Origin of the sequence: Pseudomonas sp. MF6767 (assembly GCF_016405475.1) — a bacterium.
Classification (GTDB): domain Bacteria; phylum Pseudomonadota; class Gammaproteobacteria; order Pseudomonadales; family Pseudomonadaceae; genus Aquipseudomonas; species Aquipseudomonas paracarnis.
Genome location: NZ_JAEKCY010000015.1, coordinates 1 through 17453, shown reverse-complemented (window position 1 = coordinate 17453; position 17453 = coordinate 1). Strand labels below are relative to the sequence as shown.

The window sequence follows — 17453 nt, the reverse complement described above, 5'->3', positions numbered from 1 at the left end:
ACAAATGGCCCAGTTTTTTAGGACTTCAACGCGATGGCATATTAATGGCTTTCATCACCTTGTCCCCGCTATGATTCCACGAGGAGCAATGTCTAAACGGGGAATATCATGGTAGTGGGAAAAAAAACCACCCAGCTTTATCGGATAATGGATTTTGCGCGCGTAGTTCAATTGTTTGAAAAGAAAGAACTCTATTTTGCAAACCCAAGCACTTGGGATGATCCCTATGAACAACTAATAAAGCATTCGAAAGATCATGCGGTTTTTGGGCAGTGTTGGAGCAGTACACATACCTCAGACGCGTTATGGCGAATTTATTCGAAAGATGGGATGGGAGTGCGAATTTCCACCAGTATAGAAAAATTCAGGGAGATAATAAGGGTCGGTATCCAAGGGAAGGGTTATAAATATCGCTTGAGGCAAGTCGAATATGTCTCTCAAATCAGGCTTAATAACAAAGCGAAATATGTGGCGGCGAGTCTGCGAACGGTATTCAACATTGGTGGTGCTGTTGATATGCTTTACGTAAAACGAGAAGCCTTTGAGCATGAAGATGAATGGCGAGCCACTCTGTACTGCCCTTCGGAAATAAAAGCAGACGGTAAAAAAGGCATAACCATACCTGTTGATCCTCATCGCTTCATTAAGTCAATACTTTTGGATCCTCGCGCCTCGGACGAGCTCGTTGATGCTTTCACTTTTTACTTTAAATCTAAGCTGGGTTTTAAAGGGAAAGTAGCCCGATCAGTGTTGTACAAAAAGCCCAAAGGCTACGAAATTGAAGACGACGTCTTGAGTATCGAGGACCTCTAGCTTAGGTGGGAAAGTATTCTATCTCGGATTAAATCAATATCCGAATCAGTGAATCCCAGCACTTCACGCTGTTCGTAGCGCACTTCGGGCGCGTCACGCTCCGCACGGTCCTTCAATCCGAACTGGTGAACCCTGGCGATACGGGAGATCCGGCCAGTGAAACCCACGGTCACGGCGTTGCTGTCGCCTCGGGCTTTCATGTAGGTCGCGGTACGCAACTTTTTGAACATCTCAACCTTGCGCCGGATGCGGCCTTGCTTGCCGCGCAAGTTCCTCTTTTTCCGTGGTGCGAACTTGCTGCCATCCGGGTTTTGCTGTGTCAGTACCCGCTTTTGCTGGCTGCGCCGCAGTTCCTGGCCGATGGTGCGGGCGAGTTGATTGCGGGCGGCTGGCTGGAGCTGCTCCAACAGGCCAGATGCCCAGGTCTCCAACGCTTCCAGCTTATTTGTCATCAGGCACTACCCATTCGCTGGCGTTGCCCTGGGAACCTGGCACCCAATTCGGATCGAGGTAACCTGCCACTCGCTGCGGCTCGCCGGCATGCTTCACGGTCGTGTTGCCTTGAGCATCCGTGCCTACGACTACCCGCTCTGTCAGGCGCAATGTGAGGCCGAGATCAACCTTATCTTTGTCGAGAATGTCGGCTTCGAACTGAATACCGTTCTGCATTTTTTCGTAGTTTTCGAGCAGCTCCGGTTGGTTGATGCTGATCCACCCCAGTACGGGCAGCATCACGCTGTCAGGGTGCCCCGCGAAGGCGGTAAAGATGACCTGCAGATCGTATCTGTACTCAAAAGAAAGGGTTGCCGCAGCGGTGCAGCGCACCTTGCCGTTGTCGATGAAAATCAGCAACAGGTCGGGGTTGTGCTGCAGCTCGGCAACGGTGGTCAACAGGTGAGCGCGCAGGCTCTCGGGCTTGTTCATGGGTGGGCCTGCTGGTGTTTGTAGACCATGTCGACCTGGGCGGCGCAATCGGCCCAGGCGGCTTCGGCGCGGTCTTCGTCGGTGAGTAGGTCGCCGTTATTGGCTGGGCTTGTCGCCGGCAACTGGCACGGCACCACGGCCGGACAGCCAGTCACGGTAAGCTGCGGCGCCGGTGAGGGCGGGGCGTTCACGCAGCCGGCGAGCAATGTCAGGCAAAGGCTGAGCAGACCAGTCGCGTAGTTCGTCGTTTTCACGTTTCAGTTCCTCTATGGTTCGTGCGCGCTTTGCCAGGGCCAGGCGCAGTTGATCCTGTTGGACGCGCAGAGCTGACTGGTTTTCGCGCTCTTGCTTCAGGGTGGCGGTGAGCGTGGTAGCGGTCGCCAGATTGCGGTCGGCATCTTCGCGGGCCGTCTTGGCCGCACTCTTTGCCAGGTCTGTTTGGCTTTCGGCGGTATTGATGCGCTGTTGCTGGCCCCAGATCAGCAGCGCCAGGGCACCGATCAGGGCAATGCCGTACAGGGCCTGGCGCAGGGGGCTCACGCGCGGTACCAGCCGAGTTTGTTCATGGCTGCGGCGTCGAGCTGCTTGATCGGGCCGCGTACGATCACGGCCCTGGCGTTGTTCATCAGCTGGATGCACTCGGCCAGCCGAAGCATGTCGTCTTGTTCGGTCGATTCCGGGACCACCAGCAGATCCCCGTCCCGCACGCGGAGTTTTTTCACTGCTTCGAAGTCAATCATGCCGCCACCCCTTGTCCACACTCACAGCCAGCGTGCCGTTCATAGGCGCGCTGCAGCTTGGTGTCGTAAAGATTCCGCAGGTAATCCGGCCCGTTGTAGAGCCGGGCAAACTCGGCCCATTTGCGGGCTTTCAGCGCCTTGTGCAGCACCGGGTCGGTTTCAATGAAGCGCGTGAAAGCGTCGAACTGTTGCGATTCGCCGGCACTCATCGCCGCCACGAAGGCCTGCACGCTCGCGTAGCCAAGGCGCTCCCAGTGATAACCCATGATCTGGAAAGCGCCCCAGGATGCGGATTCAAGTGCGGCCGTGTCGTCGATCTGACGGGCCATGGCCAGGCGTTGGTGCTCGGCGGTACCGCCGATATAACCACCGGCCTTCGGGTTGACCAGGGCGGGGTTGGTCGCGGCGAGTTCATCGGCATGGCGCTTGATTTCTGCGGGGTCATCGCCGGTGTGTCGAACCTTGGCGAGCTGGCGGTACATAACGTGCCGTTCGAACAGGATCACGGGCTTGCCGTTGTCGAGGAAGCCTTTGCCCTTGGACTCGACTTCGTTGACCGCATAGATGCTTGCCAGCGGCACGTCCAGGCGTTCGGCTGCGGCGACGAGGTCGCTGTTGCGAAGCAACTGGGCGCAGTCACCGCCGGCCAGGCTGGCCTGGGTCTTGGTGCCGGCGACGCCATCGGCGACCAGACCAACTTTCACCTGGTACGCGCGGACGGCCGTCTCTGTGGCGTCACCATAGTGACCGTCAGGCACCAGCTTGGCGCCGTGCCTGTTGAGGTTCTTTTGCAGGATTAGCACCGCCTGCGAGCGGTCGCCGTGGCGAAGGGTGGTGGTCATGCGCTGGGCCTCAGCAGGGCGGCGACGTTGCCGCGTGAACGGAAAATCAGGGTGCAGAGCAATGCGATGGAGACGGCTTGCCAGAGGCTGGTGGGCTGGCGGTACAGCAGAATTTCCAGACCGCAGATGCACAGCGCGGAGCCGAACAGGCTGGCGAGTAGTGAGATGCTGCGCCGGTACCGGGATGCGCCTCGGGTGTAGCAGGCCAACCGGAAGGCGCTCAGCAAGTAGGCGATTGCCGTGATCAGTTGCACGGCCAGTTCGATGTTTGGCATGTCAGCTGCCCCCTCGGATGCGACGCCAGATGTCCCAGATGTCCGCTTTTTCCACCCACACCATCAGCTTGATGCTGATCGGGATGACCACCAAGGCGCAGACAAATGCACCGCCGCCGCTGGTGATGAACGGGAGGGCTTGCAGGGCCATCGGCGCGAACAGATAGCCCACGCCGGCCGACAGAAACAGCGAGCCCAGCCGCTGCCAGACCTTGAGGTCATGCTTGGTGCTGGTCACCAGCCATGCGCCGAGGATTGCGCCAAACAGCGCCTCGCCGTCGATAATCGGCGTCACGGTTGCCAGGCCCAGGCCCATAAGCAGGCCGGTCACGGCGCTGGAAGTCGGATCAGCCATGGTGTGGGTTTCCTTGGTTGCAGGGAGTCAGTCCCATAGGTTCACCATCTGCCGTTGGGGCGCGCTGGTTTGGGCTTCGGGCATGTTGACGGGGAGGCCGTGTGGCAAGACGGGGCCGTGGTCAGCTAAGCCGGGGTTCGCCTGTAACACCGCTTCGGTGACGCCCGCGGTTCGGCCGTAATACCGCCAACACAGCGCGTCGACGGTTTCGTTTTGGTTGGCGCGGATGGTGACGGGCATCAGATCAGCTCCACGGTGGTGCGGCTTTTTCCGAGAAAATCCCGGACTGCCCAGCGCAGATCGCGGCGGTAGTCGTCGATGGTAGGGGCGGTTTCCTCGGCTTTACTGTTCCCGCTATTGGTAGCGCTGTAGTCGCGATAACGCTCGCACACCTCGGCACCCGTACCGGCTTCGATGGCACGACGGTAGAGGTGGGCCTTTACCGATACGTCCTTGATCCGATCACCTGGGACATCTGCCAGCGTGGCGTAGCCAGCCGCCTGTTGAGCATTGCGCCAGTCACTCAGTTCGCGGTTGAGGTTGATGGCAGCGGCGATCACGGCGGTTTCCAGACGGGCCGGGGTGACACTGGAGTCGATGCGCAGGGTGGCCCGCAGGTTGTCCAGATCAATCGACGGCCAGAACGGGTCGGTGTTTATGTGGCCGCTGGCGACGGTGCCGCTGGCAACAAATGCGCTCATGAGACTGCACTCGAAAATAGGTCGCCGGTGGTCGGGGCTTCACGTTCAGGAGGAGCGGCCTGGCCGATCCGCCCCGAGCCGGCGGGGTGCGTGGGGACGCTCGGTTAGCTGCCAGTGGCAGCGTGTTTTTTCAGGAGGCGTTCGGCGCCGTCCAAATCTTTCTTACCGCCGCAGCCGTCGTGTAGCTCGATGGCGCGCTTGAGCAGGTCGATACCGGCCTGAATCTGTCCAGGCTGACCAGGCTCTTCGGCGCTGATGCCGTGCAAGGTGGCGCGGCCAGTTGCCAGGAACAGCTTGGCGCGGGCTTGGTCGGGCATGTCCTCGGCTTCGGTCAGTTCAACCGTGCGGTGCAGGATCGCTAAGTCGAAACTGCCGTTGGCCTTCTGCGCTTTCAGCGCGGCGGTGGCGATTTCCTCCGCCACTAGGCAACCAGTAGTGCGTTCGAAGCGGTCCGGCATGATCAGCTTGTGCTTGAGGACGTAGTCGGCGATGTCCAGCGCGCCGCTGTAGTCCTCAACATCGACGCGCCAGACCATGACAGTGGTCATAACGTCGTCCTGAGCGCCGTTGCCCGCTTGGAGCACGCCCTCGACATACGGGATGTACTCAGGCAGCAGCTGCAGCTTGAGCGCAGCCTTGCCTTCGTTGGACTGGATGGCCTTCAAGCGCAAGCGGTCTTGCAGCAGCTGATTCAACTGATGCTCGTAGGCTGTGGCACCGGCCATGGATTGCTGCGGTGCTGTTTTTGCCGCCTCCATGGCCGCGCGAGCGCGGCGCTGGTGGGCTTGGGCGATGCTGAGTGCCATGGGGTTAACCCTCGCTGCCGGCTTCTTCGACTGGGGTGATGTTTTCCAGCAGGCAACCAAGGCCGTATTCCTCCACCACGTAAGCCTCGTTCGACGATTCGAAGTTGCTGACGCGGTTCCACTCTGGCTCCTCTTTGAGGTAGCGGCGGCGCCCACCGATCTGCCAGTACACCGACAGGTTGGTGAAGGTGGTGATGAGGATGGTGCCTTCCGGGATATACGGCACTTCGTACAGCGGCAGGCCACCGACGCGGCGCTGCGAGATGATCAGGTCGCTCGCCAGGGTATTGGTCGCGTCTTGGTCCTTGTTGACCAGGGCCAGGAACTTGTCGTGCACCAACTCTCGGCCTGTCAGTACCACCAAACCAGGGTTACGGCGGTACCAAGGGTCGAGCAACTGAATGGCGTCGTAGACCAGGGCGTCGATGTTTTTGAAGTCGCCGGTTTTACCGATGGTGATCTTGCCGGCGACGGCGCCTTCTTTCAGCACGCGGTCAGGTGCGTGAGTGCGGTATTGCTGGAGCCAACCGATGTTGACGTCTTCCAGCAACGGGTGCGCGGTGCGGTCGGTTTGTTCAGCGGCCGAAGTACCGTAGAAACCGATTTGGATACGGTCGAGCGCCTGACGTTGGGCAATTGCGCTGGCCAGGCGAGTCTGGAAGTCCGGGAACTTCGCCCAAGCGTCGAGCTGCTTGTAACTGACGTAGGTGTCAAAGTCGGTCTGCTCAGCTCGGTACTTGTCGCTGGACAGGGTGCCAATGCTGCTTGGCTCACGCTTCTTGACCTTGGTGTTGGTACGACTGGCAACGGTGCCGCCGACGCCTAAGCCGACCTTTTCGCCTTCCTGTTCGTCGACGCCGATGACGTTGACTTTGGTCAGGAACTCGCTGGATTCCTGAATCTTGGTTTCCAGGCGCTGCTGGATAGTCGGGTCCACGCTGAACGTAGCGGTGGCCGATTCCACGCCGTTGATCTGTGCCACCTGGGCGAGGTAGCCAGTGAAGAGTTTTCGAGTGTCGTTACGCATGGGTGTCTCCGATAGTGGGCTGGGCGGTTGAGGCCGCAGGTCAGAATTCAGCCAGGGCTTGTTTGCCGCCGCCGGTTACCGGTGGGCGCTGGGTTTGGGAGTGGTCTTGCGTGTTGCCGAGGGTAGTTTTCAGCTCGACGAGGTCTTTGCTGAGCTGCTCGACTTTGGTATTCAGTTCGCCGGAGAATTTCTTCTCGGCGGCGAGTTGATCCGGCAGGTCTTTGACGTGGTCGGCAATCGCTTCAACGGCCTGGCCGATCTGGGCAAACTCGGCATCGTCCTTCGCCTGCTTGCCGCCCAGCAGCGCCTGAACCTTGCTGAAAAGCTGGGCGCCGAGGCCGGGCTTGTCTTCGACTTCTTCAAACTGCAGCTCGGTTTCCACTGCCTCGGTGAACATCGACGTCGCCGAGTAGTGGCGGTCTTTGAAGGGGCTGGATTCGGGCTTCTGCGCAGAGAAAGACAGTACGTCGGTGCCCAGGCTGGCAGGAGAGTCGGTCACCGCCAGGCCGACGATGTACGCCTCGCCGGTATCCGAGAAGCTGTCGTCAATTTCAATCGAGGTGTAGATCTTCTGCTTGGCCTTGTTCATGGCGATCAGGTCGGGTGTTGGCTCGACCTGGGCAAAAAGGGCCAGCTTCTTCTGACCGTTGATTTCTACTTCTTCGGTCTTGACCGCGAGCACGTCGCCGTAGGCTTTGAACGGGCTGTCTGGCAGCAAGCTGCGGAAGTGCTCCAGCCAGATTCGGGCGCCGTATGTGGAAGGGTTGAAGTTTTTCGCCGCCTGTTCCAGCCAACTGCGTTTGATGGTGCGCTTGTCCGAGGTAGCGCCCTCGACGGCGACACGGAACCAATTACTGCGAAATTTCTTCATGCCGGGAATCCTCAATGCGTTGGGCGCTAAGTGCGTTGCAATGAGGGGCATGGTCGTGACGCGCGCGAGTTGCGGCAACGGGACGGGATTGTAGAGGGCGGGGCTACAAGGGGCGGCGCTACTGAGTCGCAGGCCAGAGCGGCAGCATCGCGGCCATGAATACGACCGAACTGCTCCCCATCGATCCCAGACGCCAATCCAAGTTCCTCTATTGGATGGGTTGGCGTATCTGCGAGATTGCCGAGGCTACGGGCGAAAAGGAAAAAACGCTACACAGCTGGAAGGCTCGCGACGAGTGGGACCGGGCCGACAACGTCGAGCGGATCGGCGGTGCGCTGGAAGCGCGTTTGGTGCAACTGATCCTCAAGGAAGGCAAGAGCGGCGGAGACTTCAAGGAAATTGATCTTCTGCACCGCCAGCTGGAGCGCCAGGCGCGCATTCAGCGTTTCCAGGGCGGCGGTACCGAAACCGAACTCAACCCCAACCTTGCCAAACGCAACGAAGGGCCGAAGAAAAAGACGCCGAAAAACGACATCAGCGAAGACCAGATCGAGCTGCTGCGCGAAGCGTTTATCGATGGGTGTTTCGACTACCAGAAGGATTGGCACCGGGCGGGAAACCAGCGCACTCGCGTCATCCTCAAAAGCCGGCAGATCGGCGCCACTTACTACTTTGCCCGCGAGGCGTTCATTGATGCGCTGGAGACCGGGCGTAACCAGATCTTCCTGTCGGCTTCGAAAAACCAGGCGTACCTGTTTCGTGGGTACATCCAAGCATTTGCCCGCGAAGTCATCGGCGTTGAGCTGACCGGTGACCCTATCGTCTTGCCGAATGGCGCCGAACTGTTTTTTCTCGGTACCAACGCACGCACGGCCCAGGGCTACCACGGTAATTTCTACTTCGATGAGTTCTTCTGGACGTTCAAGTTTGAGGAGCTGAACAAGGTTGCCTCCGGCATGGCGATGCACAAGAAGTGGCGAAAAACCTACTTTTCGACGCCGTCGACCATGGCCCACGAAGCCTATACGTTCTGGACTGGCGAACGTTTCAACAAAGGCAAGCCAGCGGCGCAACACACCAAGGTCGATGTTTCCCACGGCGCGCTCCAGCAAGGCCGGTTCTGCGAAGACCGGCTGTGGCGCCAGATCGTCACCATCCTCGACGCCGAGCAGGGCGGTTGCGACCTGTTCGACATTGAGGAGCTGCGCCGCGAGTACAGTCCCGAGGCGTTTGCCAACCTGCTGATGTGCGAGTTCGTTGACGACGGCGCGAGCATCTTTCCGCTGACGGTGCTGCAGCCGTGCATGGTCGACAGTTGGGTCGAGTGGGCCGAGGACTACAAGCCGTTTGCGATGCGCCCATTCGGTGATCGCCAAGTGTGGGTGGGCTATGACCCTGCGGAAACTGGCGACTGCTCCGGCCTGGTGGTGGTCGCGCCGCCGCTGGTACCGGGCGGCAAGTTCCGGGTGCTGGAACGTCACCAGTTCCGTGGGATGGACTTCGCGGCGCAGGCCAGCGTGATTAAAGCTGTCTGCGACCGCTACTGGGTGACGTATATCGGGATCGACGTCACTGGCCTGGGCAGCGGCGTGGCGCAACTGGTGCGGCAATTTTTTCCCAATGTCACCACGTTCAGCTATTCGCCCGAGGTCAAGACGCGCCTGGTGCTGAAGGCTTACGACGTGATCCACCGGGGCCGGCTGGAGTTCGACGCCGGCTGGACCGACATGGCGCAATCGTTGATGGCGATCCGCAAGACCATCACCGCAGGCGGTCGCCAATTCACGTACACCGCCGGCCGCAACGACAACACCGGCCACGCCGACCTGGCGTGGGCGCTTTTTCACGCATTGCACAACGAACCGCTGGAGGGGCAGACCTCTGCCAACACCGGGCGGATGGAGATTTTTTGATGTCGAACCGCCGCAGAAACACCAAGCAGTTGGCCCAGGTGCCTACCGTGGGTACTCAGGAGTTTATCCCTCGCAGTGACAGCAAGATGGAGGCATTCAGCTTCGGCGATCCGTCACCAGTGCTGAGTGGCCGGGAGGTGTTCGATTATCTGGAGTGCTGGTTTAACGGACGGTGGTATGAGCCGCCCTTGTCCCTTGATGGTCTGGCACGGTCGGTGGGTTCCAGCGTGCATCTGCATTCCGGTTTGATGTTCAAGCGCAATTTGCTGAGCAAAACCTTCATTCCACACCGATTGCTGTCGCGGGCAGCGTTTGAGCAGTTCGCCCTGGACTTCCTGTGTCTCGGTAACGGCTATCTGGAAGGACGGCGCTCGATGCTCGGCCCGGTGCGCGAGCTGGTACCGCCGCTGGCGAAGTACATGCGCTCGGGCAAGGACGGCCGGCAGTTCATGGTCCAGGGCTGGAAAGAGGAGCACGAATTTGAACCGGGCACCGTCTTTCATCTGCGGGAGGCGGATCTGCATCAGGAAGTGTACGGCCTGCCCGAGTGGATCAGCGCTTTGCAATCGGCCCTATTGAACGAGTCAGCCACTCTGTTTCGTCGCAAGTATTACGAGAATGGCAGTCATGCCGGTTTCATTCTCTACATGACCGACGCCGCACAGAACGAAGCGGACGTCGATTCGCTACGCAAAGCGCTGAAGGACTCCAAGGGGCCTGGCAACTTCCGCAACCTGTTTGTGTATTCGCCTAACGGCAAAAAAGACGGGCTGCAGATCATCCCTGTCAGCGAAGTCACAGCCAAGGATGAATTCAACTCGATCAAAAATCAGACCCGCGACGACGTGCTGGCCAGCTTGCGCATTCCGCCGCAACTGATGGGCATCGTGCCGCAGAACGCGGGTGGGTTTGGGTCGATCAGGGAAGCGGCGCAGATCTATGCGGCCAATGAGCTGGAGCCGATTCAAGCGCGCATGGCGCAAGTGAATGAATGGCTCGGGGAGGAGGTCGTGCGCTTCAAGCCATACGAAATTCCCGTAGGGGCATAAAACCCCCTGCGCAGTAAACGAGGCGACGAGCTGGTGCGCTAACACTCGCTCGACGCTGAATCACTCGAACACGCCGAGTGCTCCAACCAAGGCCCCGCCCCACTGCGCAGGGGGTGCGAAGCCTAAGCGAATCCAATTTTCAAAACAAGGATCACTTATGAGCACACCAATTATCCCGTGGATGGGTGGCAAGCGCCGCCTGGCAGATCGTCTAATTCCACTGTTTCCACCCCATGAATGCTACGTCGAGGTTTTTGCTGGCGGCGCCGCGCTTTACTTCATGCGTCCCCAGGCTGCGCCGGTTGAAGTTCTCAACGATATCAACGGCGACTTGGTGACTCTGTACCGCGTCGTGCAGAACCACCTGGAAGAGTTCGTGCGCCAGTTCAAGTGGGCGCTCAGCTCCAGGCAGGTGTTTGAGTGGCAGAAGATGACCCGGCCGGAAACCCTTACCGATATCCAGCGCGCTGCTCGGTTTTTTTACCTGCAGCACCATGCTTTCGCCGGCAAGGTCAGTGGACAAACCTTCGGCACCGCCACCACGGGGCCGGCCATTAACTTGCTGAGGATCGAGGAGAACCTGTCTGCAGCTTGGCAGCGATTGTCCGGCACCTACGTCGAGAATCTCGGGTGGCTTGAGTGCGCCGAGCGCTACGACCGGCCACATACCTTCCATTACATGGACCCACCGTATTGGCAGACCGCCGGTTATGGCGTGGACTTCCCCTTCGAAAACTACGAGCGGATGGCCGAGTTCATGCGGCGTTGCAAGGGCAAGGTGATGGTGAGCATCAACGATCACCCCGATATCAGGCGGGTGTTTGAGGGGTTCCACTTCGAAACGGTGGATATTCGATACAGCACGGCCAATCAACGCCAGGCGAAGGCCGAAGTTACCGGCGAGCTGGTGATCATGAACTGGGAGCCGAACGCCTTCGGCGGACTTTTCTAAATCAAGGGCCGGATCAAACCGGCCTGTTTGTTCTTCACGTTGCCCACCGCGACGTCAACCTTGAACCACTCAAAGGCCTCGGCGGGTTCGCCCTGGTGCAACACCATCTGCTCGGCGCGTTCCTTTGGCGTTGCCGGGTCCAACCATTCGCGGGCCAGGTCCGGGGTTAACACCACGGGCCTTCGGTCGTGAATATCCACCATGCCGCCGGCACTATCGGCGGTGATAATCACGAAGCCGTCATGCTCGCCTGGTCCTTCATCGGGGTCAGGCATCTGGCCGATGGACGCACAGAATATCGGCGCACCATCCCGCCGACGGATCAGGTAGGGCTGCTTTTTGGGTCCGCCTTCATCTACCCACTCAAACCAGTTGTCGATAGGCGTGATTGCACGATGTGGCCAGATCGCCCGGAAGAACGGGCCGTGGGCTACCTTCTCCACGCGGGCATTGATCGGCGCGGCGCGGTCTTTCGCCCAATGCGGCCTCCACCCCCAGCGCACCGGATCAGCGTGTAGCAGGTCGCCCTGCAGGTGCAGCAGCGCAACCGTAGTTGTCGGCGCGACGTTGTAGCGCTCTATCGGCTGATCACCCACGGAGTTCGCCAGAGCATTGGGCATACTCAGCGCTGCAACAAAGTCGTGGATTCCCCGGTACTGCGAAAGTCTCCCGCACATAAGCATCTCCGCTCGTCGGCGCCGATGAACAGCCGGTCCCCGGCCAATCTCTACACTGTAGACACTGGCTCGAGGTATTCGTCGTGGCGATCAACATTGATCAGGTGAACGCAATGGAGGCGTGGTTTGCGCTGCGTAACGATCCCGCATTTATATCGGCCACCCCCGAGGAGCGATACGAAACGCGGCTCGCCCTGGCTGACGACCTCAAGCACAAGGGACTGATCAACGAAGGTGAGTGGCGGGAGCTGACTGAGGAAGCAGTAGCGGCCTATGCCGACGAGTTAGGCTAATGGCTGCTTGTAAACGCTAAGCTCGACCAGCAGTCGCTGATTCTCCCTGAGCAAATGGTCTCGTTGCCCGGTAATAATCTTCACGCTTTGCACTGAGGCAAACGAGTACTGCTGTTCCAGCATGCTGATCTTTTCTTCAGCCGCTGCCAACCTCTCTTTCGCATCCGCCTTGCCTGCCATCAGCAGGTCATTCATCTGCACCAAGCCAGCGATATTCTCCCGCGCTCGACGCAGCATGCGCTCTGTCTCCACCAGCTCATCTACGAGGATTGAGCATTGGTGCTGGTACATCTCAAGTGGAGTGGGGCAACCGAGCCAATCATCGGTGTCCATGTCAACGTTCATAGCGGGAATCTCAATAGCTGTATGTGCGTACAGTAATCGAGGTTTAAATGCGCCGCGATTTGAGCCGACGAGCTGTAGGCGGAAGTGGGGTCGGAGAGCTGAAAAGTGAGCAGGGGAAGGATGAAAGTTTGGGCTTCTACGACATGAAAAAACCCATTTCAACATAGCATTTTCATGGTGTCACAACAACCGGAAGCGACGTTTCAGTCAATAAATACGGGGCGTGACCGTATCCCGACGTATTGACTGGCGTGCCGTAGCTCGGCCGCATCAGGACATGTCGCCGGCCCTACTGGCACGGCTACGGCTCGGGGAACTGGCGTGCCACATCAGGCCGGGGGAGTGACGTGCTACAGGCGGTCTGTAGGATGGTCTGCACCTGGCGCGCGCCGTCGTCCCCCCACCTCGCCTGCGGGCTAAATAGGTCGTTTTTTCTGCGCACCCGCGTACCACTCTCGACGGCGTAGGCTGGGGGCTTGCTCGGCGTTTTAGAGGGTGCAGAAAACCTGCGAAATCCTGCGAAGGTGGATGTTTTCAGCAACGCTCATAAGCACTCACACACAACTGAATTCAGTAGGTGCCTCGGGAAAAAGGTTAGTTTTTTTTTGAGGGGGGTGTTGTGACTCGGAAGGCCCGTGTTTGTTGGGCTTGAGACCTAACTTTGATGGGTTAGGTTGGGTTAGGTTAAAGGTTAGTAATCCGTAACCTATTGTTTTTAAAGGAATTAATATATTGAATATTTAACGCTATTAAAGGTTAGGAAATAACCAGACCTAACCCAAAAGCTAACCTTGCAAACCATTCGAAAAGCCATAACAAACAAGGCTTTCAAGGCGCTCTGAAAAAAACTAACCCTCCTAACCTCTTTCCCGTGGGTCAACATGAAAACGCGAGAGGGGTCATGGCGGGCTGCTTTTGAGACTTTGTGCGGCATTGCGCAGTACTCACGACCTTTGCGCTCACGCGCACACACTCTCGCGCACACAGCGTCAGATATTCACGTTTAGATGAGACGTTGGAATCGGGGCGACAGGCATTGGCGATCAGTACCATGGCGCAACATCAAGCGTGCCTTCTGACTCGAACGATAAAGTCACTGACCTGCGCCGGTGTCAGACAATTCAATTTCCCGAAGGTCGCCAGGTGCTGAATCATTGCTTCATGACTGCCGGGTTGCCGGGCGATCATGCGACGGCAGGTCTTTTCCAGGATCAATCGCGCCATCTGCGGGTTCTCAACCTTCGTCGCATCGAAGGCCAGCGCGATGGCGGTGGCGAGCTCGCCCAGGTCCGGGTCCTTGCGTTGCAGCGCCCTGAGCGCATTCATCTGCCGTGCAGTGATGGGGAGCGACACGTCGCTCGTCCTTAGCGATCATGCTCAGCCGTTATCAAGGATAATGGTAGACCAGGCTCCCGGGGTCTGGTTTCCGCCAACCGCAAAAAAGCCCGCCGGAGCGGGCCTTGATGTAGGGGGCCATTGAACATAGGACGCGTTACTAGCAGCGCCCTATAACAGCCAAAGGCTGATGGCGCTTCGGTCCGTTGAGCATTCCAGCAGGCGGTGTACGCCGAGACGCAAAATCCTCCCACTGCTCAGGCTTTCGCTGTTTTCCACAACACATGCACACGTACTCCTCTGGATCTAAGCCCAAATAGTAGCCCTTGCGTATATAGGGGTGATCACACTTATGAACAGCACGCGCAACTTCGTCTGACTTATTCATAACCATTGAGCACACAGTAAAAAAGCCCGTACTGAGTACGGGCAAGACAGGAGTTTTACTTAGAGACTGCTGAGGGAACAGGCTCACTAGTAAGAAATAGAAAATCCCCCATGAGTTTACTTTTTTCCGCACGCTGCCGACGGACGGCACAGTAAAGCCTGCGAAATCAATATTTATACGAAACGGCACACCATGTACAAGAAAAAAATCTGAACGTTCTCTCGGACCAAATAACAAAAAACTCAGAGGGAGCTAAATATGAAAAATTGCTTATATATCATCGAATATGAAATCCACCATGCAACCAGGTCTTTCATCATACGAAGCGAAGTAATGAATAATGCGGAGGCATGGCACTGGGCTTGCTGCGATGCGGGAATAGGCATCATTCCGCGGTCACGTAATGATAAGCTTAAACGTATAAGCAAACCGCTCGCCGAGCGCTACGGGCTTGAAAACGTAAGATGGCGGCCGTCCGGAGACGTACCATTCCAGCCAAAGCCCTACATTCCTCCGCCACCCGAATAAATGCACGAAACAAACAGTACACTCATATGAATAGATCACCTTGTCTATCCGCTGACGCTATTATTTGCGGTGGCCCGCGAGCATGCACATTTTCTCTACGTTGTTGCGCAGTGCAGTGTTCACAATCTGCGCCGAGTGTTTCCGCTTGCACTTAGGGCAAAGTAGATCTGAGGTAGTGGAAACCATGTAAGTGGGCTCCGCTTCTGTAGAGGGGTCATACGGCTTTTTGCATTTTGCGCAATTACGGCTCGCTTGTTTGGCAGTCATGACGGCTCCATCCTTAAGTGACTAGACATGTAAGATTGACCAATTACGGTGTATTTTCAAGAAAGCAGAATTGAAAATTCAAACGAGCGCTTAATTGATAGTTTTATGCCATCACGGATTACGATATTCCCTACTATTAGCAAGCTAACGTTTACATCGTCCGGTTAAGATGTAAATCACATCGACATCTATCTCAGCCAATCGGGCGAGATATAGAGCACTGGGACTGCGCAGCCCACGCTCATATTTTCCCTGAGCATTCACCAAAACCCCGCCCAATGCAGCAAAAGCAGCCTGGGTGTAGCCGAGTCGAACGCGCTCCTCTCTAAGCCGCCTGCCTATTCCGTCCATACCCCTTCCTTTCGATTGGAGATCACGCGAGCGATTAGCATCAAACGCCAAATAATCCCGCTTTTTCAATCGAAATCTAGGGTTGGCCAACACGCCCTTTACGCACCAAAACAGGGCGCCAGTCCCATGGTGGTCCCATGGAGGCTTTTTTGAGACGCCAAAAACCACAAACCCCCGATTTTCTCCAGGAAAATCAGGGGTTTGCGTTTTATCAATTTGGCGGTGAAGGAGAGATTCGAATGCCCGGTACGTTGGAGTATCCTTCCGCATTGGCGAAAAATTTTTACGGGCGATCCGGCTTCTTCAGCTTGGCTAAGCCTTGTTTGATGTGGCCTGCATTCTCACCAAGCGTTTGAAGGGCGCCACGGACGTTTCCACCAGTCGTCAATTCGCCACGCTCTTCTGTCCATAACACCAGTTCCATTACTGCCGCCTCTAACGCCAGTTGGTTCTCATACATCCTTTCCAGCACATCCGCTAGTGAGTATTCGCTCGCCATCAATATCGCCCTGGTTCCTAAAGCTTTAAGCATAGCAGCGGATATTCGCGGAGCCGATACGTGCGAAGAACTGCCGTCCTTTGCAGGGGAGTGGTACAGAAGTGGTACGTACATATTTATGGTTCGCTACATAGCACGTATTTAAAGGCCTGTAGAGTTAGTGGCTCCAATCCATCATGGGGGCGACGGAGAAGCGGCGGGAGAGTGGGGCGGTTTGTAGGGACATGGGGATCTGATTCAGCGAGGCGAATGGGGCGCAGTTTATCAGGGATGGATCTTGGGTGTCGGGGAGGCGTGTTCTGTGTTCATTACCAGTTTGAACGAGGGCGCTGCCGCGTATGAAATATGCCGAGTATTTGTAGGCGATCACCGCGTACCCGATAGGGGGTCAGATAAGACCAGTTGGGTACTGCCCATTCCCGAGTCTGTTTAACCCGACCTTCACGGTCCATTGAGGGAAAGTGAGTGAGTTTGTCGACGCTGGCGAACATGGCGACGGAGAAGTCGTCGGCCGCCTTGGGATTTTCGAGAGCAATGTAGTTTGCTTCGTCTTCCAGATTTTTGAGTGCTTTTTCAAGCCACTCAATCTGCATTTTTGCTCCAGCGCCTGGCGCGCATGGCGGCCACTTGGTCAACGGTGGCGAATTTGCCTTCGTCGGCTTCCTTTACCGCTTGCTCAATTTGAGCGGTCAGCGTTTTTTCATGCGCGATGTAGTCGCGAAGAACGTCCATCGCCAGGTAGCTCGCTGTCTGGCCGTTGGTTTTGGCAAGGTCGGTGAGAGAGTTGGACAGATCTTCCGGTAGGTTTAGGGATATCCCAGCCATGGCAGTCTCTATTATGGACGGTTGTGGGGCATCTTACCGCTTGGGGCGTTGGCTTGAATCATCAGGTCGTCGCGCGATGTATCTGCAAGTGATTCGGTCTTTTTTCCTCTGTCGCTTCGAAGCCGGGAGACCGTGTTCCGGCAACTGCATCTGTTCATTGTTCGTTCATCGTCGTCTGCAACTCATCTGCCAGAGCATGTCGCTGAATAGTCGTTGCTTGTCCGCGCTTTGCATTCTTGCTAGACGATATCAATCCTTGAATGGACTACATCATTATCTCTGGCTACGATCGTCAAAATACGCGGCCCTTGGTCGCCATGGTGTATCTAGTACCGTCATCTAGCAGTGGACTGCTAGCAAGGAGTCACAGATGAGCGACGAAGAAACGTGTCCCCCGGACGGCCAGAAGAAAGCCAGTTTTACGTTGGGTAGCAATGCGGATGATCTTTTGAACTCCGCTCCCTTGGCTAAAATCGTCCGGTCTTGGGAAGAAGGTCCAGCGGCAAAAGCTATGGCTGCAATGGCGGCATCAGCGAAAACTTGGGAAGAGGGTCCAGCGGCAAAAGCTATGGCTGCAATGGCGGCATCAGCGAAAACTTGGGAAGAGGGTCCAGCGGCAAAAGCTATGGCTGCAATGGCGGCATCAGCGAAAACTTGGGAAGAGGGTCCAGCGGCAA

General features: G+C 57.2%; 26 protein-coding genes and 1 pseudogene. 7 read left to right on the top strand and 20 right to left on the bottom strand.

The window, feature by feature from the left end; genetic code table 11:
- The first annotated feature begins 108 nt into the window (after window positions 1-108).
- Entirely contained in the window at window positions 109-813 is a 705-nt protein-coding gene (locus JFT58_RS21455; protein ID WP_198834579.1) for a DUF2971 domain-containing protein, read from the top strand.
- On the opposite strand, the gene JFT58_RS21450 is transcribed toward JFT58_RS21455, so the two are convergent.
- The 13 genes from JFT58_RS21450 to JFT58_RS21395 form a co-directional block, all read right to left on the bottom strand.
- Window positions 810-1265, bottom strand: a complete 456-nt coding sequence (locus JFT58_RS21450; protein ID WP_198834578.1) for a phage virion morphogenesis protein — start codon at window positions 1263-1265, stop codon at window positions 810-812. The two genes, JFT58_RS21455 and JFT58_RS21450, sit on opposite strands and share 4 nt — an antisense overlap.
- On the bottom strand, window positions 1255-1737 hold the full coding sequence (locus tag JFT58_RS21445) for a phage tail protein (RefSeq protein ID WP_198834577.1): 483 nt from the start codon (window positions 1735-1737) through the stop codon (window positions 1255-1257). The genes JFT58_RS21450 and JFT58_RS21445 overlap by 11 nt, the downstream gene beginning before the upstream one ends.
- Entirely contained in the window at window positions 1734-1928 is a 195-nt protein-coding gene (gene lysC / locus JFT58_RS30390) for an Rz1-like lysis system protein LysC (RefSeq protein ID WP_282389590.1), read from the bottom strand. Before lysC ends, JFT58_RS21445 begins: the two co-directional genes overlap by 4 nt.
- Window positions 1834-2277, bottom strand: a complete 444-nt coding sequence (lysB, locus tag JFT58_RS21440) for an Rz-like lysis system protein LysB (protein ID WP_198834576.1) — start codon at window positions 2275-2277, stop codon at window positions 1834-1836. Before lysB ends, lysC begins: the two co-directional genes overlap by 95 nt.
- Complete coding sequence (locus JFT58_RS21435) at window positions 2274-2477, bottom strand: hypothetical protein (RefSeq protein ID WP_060549137.1); 204 nt, start codon at window positions 2475-2477, stop codon at window positions 2274-2276. The genes lysB and JFT58_RS21435 overlap by 4 nt, the downstream gene beginning before the upstream one ends.
- The gene (locus tag JFT58_RS21430) at window positions 2474-3319 is read right to left on the bottom strand and encodes an N-acetylmuramidase domain-containing protein (protein ID WP_198834575.1); all 846 of its coding nucleotides are present in this window, start codon (window positions 3317-3319) and stop codon (window positions 2474-2476) included. The genes JFT58_RS21435 and JFT58_RS21430 overlap by 4 nt, the downstream gene beginning before the upstream one ends.
- On the bottom strand, window positions 3316-3594 hold the full coding sequence (locus JFT58_RS21425; protein ID WP_198834574.1) for a phage holin family protein: 279 nt from the start codon (window positions 3592-3594) through the stop codon (window positions 3316-3318). Before JFT58_RS21425 ends, JFT58_RS21430 begins: the two co-directional genes overlap by 4 nt.
- A gap of 1 nt (window position 3595) precedes the next feature.
- A complete protein-coding gene (locus JFT58_RS21420) occupies window positions 3596-3949 on the bottom strand; it encodes a putative holin (RefSeq protein WP_060549139.1) in 354 nt (117 codons plus the stop codon).
- A 27-nt stretch (window positions 3950-3976) separates the two neighbouring features.
- Window positions 3977-4189 (bottom strand): tail protein X, encoded by a 213-nt coding sequence (locus tag JFT58_RS21415; RefSeq protein ID WP_103451534.1) that lies wholly within the window; start codon window positions 4187-4189, stop codon window positions 3977-3979.
- Window positions 4189-4650: a head completion/stabilization protein gene (locus JFT58_RS21410; protein ID WP_198834573.1), complete on the bottom strand. Its 462-nt coding sequence runs from the start codon at window positions 4648-4650 to the stop codon at window positions 4189-4191. The genes JFT58_RS21415 and JFT58_RS21410 overlap by 1 nt, the downstream gene beginning before the upstream one ends.
- Window positions 4651-4754: 104 nt before the next feature.
- Window positions 4755-5456 carry a phage terminase small subunit gene (locus JFT58_RS21405; protein WP_103451536.1) on the bottom strand — a complete coding sequence of 234 codons (702 nt, stop codon included), beginning with the start codon at window positions 5454-5456 and terminating at the stop codon, window positions 4755-4757.
- Between the two features lie 4 nt (window positions 5457-5460).
- On the bottom strand, window positions 5461-6483 hold the full coding sequence (locus tag JFT58_RS21400; RefSeq protein ID WP_198834572.1) for a phage major capsid protein, P2 family: 1023 nt from the start codon (window positions 6481-6483) through the stop codon (window positions 5461-5463).
- A 40-nt stretch (window positions 6484-6523) separates the two neighbouring features.
- On the bottom strand, window positions 6524-7354 hold the full coding sequence (locus JFT58_RS21395; RefSeq protein ID WP_198834571.1) for a GPO family capsid scaffolding protein: 831 nt from the start codon (window positions 7352-7354) through the stop codon (window positions 6524-6526).
- Window positions 7355-7509: 155 nt separating this feature from the next.
- On the opposite strand from JFT58_RS21395, the gene JFT58_RS21390 reads away from it, so the two are divergent.
- From JFT58_RS21390 to JFT58_RS21380, 3 genes are all read left to right on the top strand, one after another.
- Window positions 7510-9267 carry a terminase ATPase subunit family protein gene (locus JFT58_RS21390; protein ID WP_198834570.1) on the top strand — a complete coding sequence of 586 codons (1758 nt, stop codon included), beginning with the start codon at window positions 7510-7512 and terminating at the stop codon, window positions 9265-9267.
- Complete coding sequence (locus JFT58_RS21385) at window positions 9267-10316, top strand: phage portal protein (protein ID WP_198834569.1); 1050 nt, start codon at window positions 9267-9269, stop codon at window positions 10314-10316. Before JFT58_RS21390 ends, JFT58_RS21385 begins: the two co-directional genes overlap by 1 nt.
- Window positions 10317-10473: 157 nt before the next feature.
- Complete coding sequence (locus JFT58_RS21380; RefSeq protein ID WP_014717575.1) at window positions 10474-11268, top strand: DNA adenine methylase; 795 nt, start codon at window positions 10474-10476, stop codon at window positions 11266-11268.
- Here the strand turns inward: JFT58_RS21380 and JFT58_RS21375 are convergent.
- Window positions 11265-11945: an SOS response-associated peptidase family protein gene (locus tag JFT58_RS21375; RefSeq protein ID WP_198834568.1), complete on the bottom strand. Its 681-nt coding sequence runs from the start codon at window positions 11943-11945 to the stop codon at window positions 11265-11267. The genes JFT58_RS21380 and JFT58_RS21375 overlap by 4 nt on opposite strands.
- 83 nt (window positions 11946-12028) lie before the next feature.
- Between JFT58_RS21375 and JFT58_RS21370 the strand changes: the two genes are divergently transcribed.
- On the top strand, window positions 12029-12238 hold the full coding sequence (locus JFT58_RS21370) for a hypothetical protein (protein WP_014717577.1): 210 nt from the start codon (window positions 12029-12031) through the stop codon (window positions 12236-12238).
- Here JFT58_RS21370 and JFT58_RS21365 read toward each other — a convergent pair.
- On the bottom strand, window positions 12230-12583 hold the full coding sequence (locus JFT58_RS21365) for a hypothetical protein (protein ID WP_198834567.1): 354 nt from the start codon (window positions 12581-12583) through the stop codon (window positions 12230-12232). The genes JFT58_RS21370 and JFT58_RS21365 overlap by 9 nt on opposite strands.
- 1062 nt (window positions 12584-13645) lie before the next feature.
- Window positions 13646-13936, bottom strand: coding sequence for a hypothetical protein (locus JFT58_RS21360; RefSeq protein ID WP_198834566.1), 291 nt, complete (start codon window positions 13934-13936; stop codon window positions 13646-13648).
- Between the two features lie 628 nt (window positions 13937-14564).
- On the opposite strand from JFT58_RS21360, the gene JFT58_RS30385 reads away from it, so the two are divergent.
- Window positions 14565-14834, top strand: coding sequence for a DUF6555 family protein (locus JFT58_RS30385; protein ID WP_232914435.1), 270 nt, complete (start codon window positions 14565-14567; stop codon window positions 14832-14834).
- Window positions 14835-15245: 411 nt separating this feature from the next.
- Here the strand turns inward: JFT58_RS30385 and JFT58_RS21355 are convergent, their stop codons facing one another.
- The 4 genes from JFT58_RS21355 to JFT58_RS21340 all read right to left on the bottom strand — a co-directional run bounded on the left by JFT58_RS21355 (window position 15246) and on the right by JFT58_RS21340 (window position 16776).
- Window positions 15246-15452 (bottom strand): helix-turn-helix domain-containing protein, encoded by a 207-nt coding sequence (locus JFT58_RS21355; protein ID WP_052329190.1) that lies wholly within the window; start codon window positions 15450-15452, stop codon window positions 15246-15248.
- 283 nt (window positions 15453-15735) lie between these two features.
- Window positions 15736-15951, bottom strand: coding sequence for a hypothetical protein (locus JFT58_RS21350; protein WP_198834565.1), 216 nt, complete (start codon window positions 15949-15951; stop codon window positions 15736-15738).
- A 308-nt stretch (window positions 15952-16259) separates the two neighbouring features.
- A complete protein-coding gene (locus tag JFT58_RS21345) occupies window positions 16260-16544 on the bottom strand; it encodes a type II toxin-antitoxin system RelE/ParE family toxin (protein WP_054899088.1) in 285 nt (94 codons plus the stop codon).
- Window positions 16534-16776 carry a CopG family ribbon-helix-helix protein gene (locus tag JFT58_RS21340; protein ID WP_054899089.1) on the bottom strand — a complete coding sequence of 81 codons (243 nt, stop codon included), beginning with the start codon at window positions 16774-16776 and terminating at the stop codon, window positions 16534-16536. The genes JFT58_RS21345 and JFT58_RS21340 overlap by 11 nt, the downstream gene beginning before the upstream one ends.
- Window positions 16777-17146: 370 nt before the next feature.
- On the opposite strand from JFT58_RS21340, the pseudogene JFT58_RS21335 reads away from it, so the two are divergent.
- Window positions 17147-17453, top strand: a pseudogene (locus tag JFT58_RS21335) (hypothetical protein); the annotation flags it as partial.